Genomic DNA, 1,418 nt, shown 5'->3' on the forward strand with positions numbered 1-1,418 from the left:
GCTTTGAGTAGTCAGGGCTATGGACTTCTCTCCCGTCGCTCATTACAGCAAATGTCTTGATACCTAGATCGATTCCAATACTGGGATTCTTGGCTTCAACCTGAACAGGCTCAATATCCACAACAAAACTCAAAAAATAATTATTCGCACAATCCTTGATAATGGTGACCGAACTTGGATCTGATGGCAACGCTCTAGACCATATAGGCTTAACTATTCCAATCTTCGCCAAGTACACACCGTCACCCTGGATAGAAAAACCTCTGCGAGTTAATCTAGCTGATTGTTTATTCGTTCTTTTTTTAAACCTTGGAGGTCTAACTTTACGACCTTTTCGCTTCCCCTTACAAGAATCAAAAAAGTTTTTATAAGCAGTTCCCAGGTCAGCAACGGACTGCTGCAAGGGTACAACAGAAACCTCAGACAACCATTTTCTTTCTTCGGTTTTCTTTGCCTGAGTAATCACCAACTTCTGCAACTCCCCTGATTTAGGAGTTTTCTCGGACTGTTTACAAATAGCCAGAGCATCGTTCCACACAATACGAACACATCCGAACAACCTAGCGAGGTTGCTCTTCTGTTGGTTGGTTGGATAAAAACAATACTGGTACCTGGCTTTCACTTGCCTCTCCTGTATTGGTCTGTACTATGATTATAGTGTAGTCTACAAGATTTGACAATGGGGTTTCGGAATATTGGCACAGTATTACAAAGCAAGCAGATGCACTTAATATGCGTAATTAAATACCGCAAAAAAATACTGACATCGGCAAGCATTGAGGCTATTGAAAAATCATTCAAAGAAGTAGCAAAAAAAATGAATTTTGAAGTTAGGGAATTTAACGGAGAATCTGATCATGTACACGTGTTGATTGAGCAAAGCTCACGCTACGCGAACGAATACCCTCCTAAGATTTCAATTTCTCAAATAGTTAACAGCCTAAAAGGTTTATCCAGTCGTAGGTACGGACAAAAAGGATATCCTAAACCCAATGGCAAAGCTGCACTGTGGAGTCCTAGCTACTTTGCCGCTTCTGTTGGGGGAGCTTCAATAGAAGTCCTCAAAGAATATATTAATAATCAGCAGATACCGTCCTAGAAGGATGGGGCTTCGGCAAAGCCGACGCTACGCGAACAGACCCAAAATTTTTGGTGATCAGATCAGGTCATGGGGAGATAGGGAGATAAGCTACAGAACAGGAAAGAATAACAGACTATGATATCCCCTTAATCTAGCTAACAAATCCAGTTTATTTTAGGCTAATTATTGGCAATCGATATATACACAATTCGTCAAGTCCGGAATCTATGCTCTCAGGCTAAAGCTTTGGGCTAAAGGAACTAATTCTACCGAAGTGGACTAAATTTTTTTTCTAGACTACGGCTACTAACAATGCTCCAAGATATCAGGTAAACCT

The 1,418-nt window shown here is 40.8% G+C and carries 2 protein-coding genes; one reads left to right on the forward strand and one right to left on the reverse strand.

Features of this window, described 5'->3' with window-relative positions:
- Positions 1 to 622: transposase (locus tag F6K53_RS42480; protein ID WP_293086557.1), on the reverse strand; the 622-nt coding region annotated here is incomplete at its 3' end.
- Positions 623 to 679: 57 nt separating this feature from the next.
- On the opposite strand from F6K53_RS42480, the gene tnpA reads away from it, so the two are divergent.
- Complete coding sequence (gene tnpA / locus F6K53_RS42485) at positions 680 to 1,099, forward strand: IS200/IS605 family transposase (RefSeq protein WP_293086560.1); 420 nt, start codon at positions 680 to 682, stop codon at positions 1,097 to 1,099.
- Positions 1,100 to 1,418: the final 319 nt, after the last annotated feature.

Source organism: Moorena sp. SIO4A1 (genome assembly GCF_010672065.1).
GTDB lineage: Bacteria > Cyanobacteriota > Cyanobacteriia > Cyanobacteriales > Coleofasciculaceae > Moorena.

Bases quoted from the DNA above. Each gene is read 5' to 3' on its own strand.
- tnpA (WP_293086560.1), top strand. From the start codon at position 680: ATGGGGTTTCGGAATATTGGCACAGTATTACAAAGCAAGCAGATGCAC.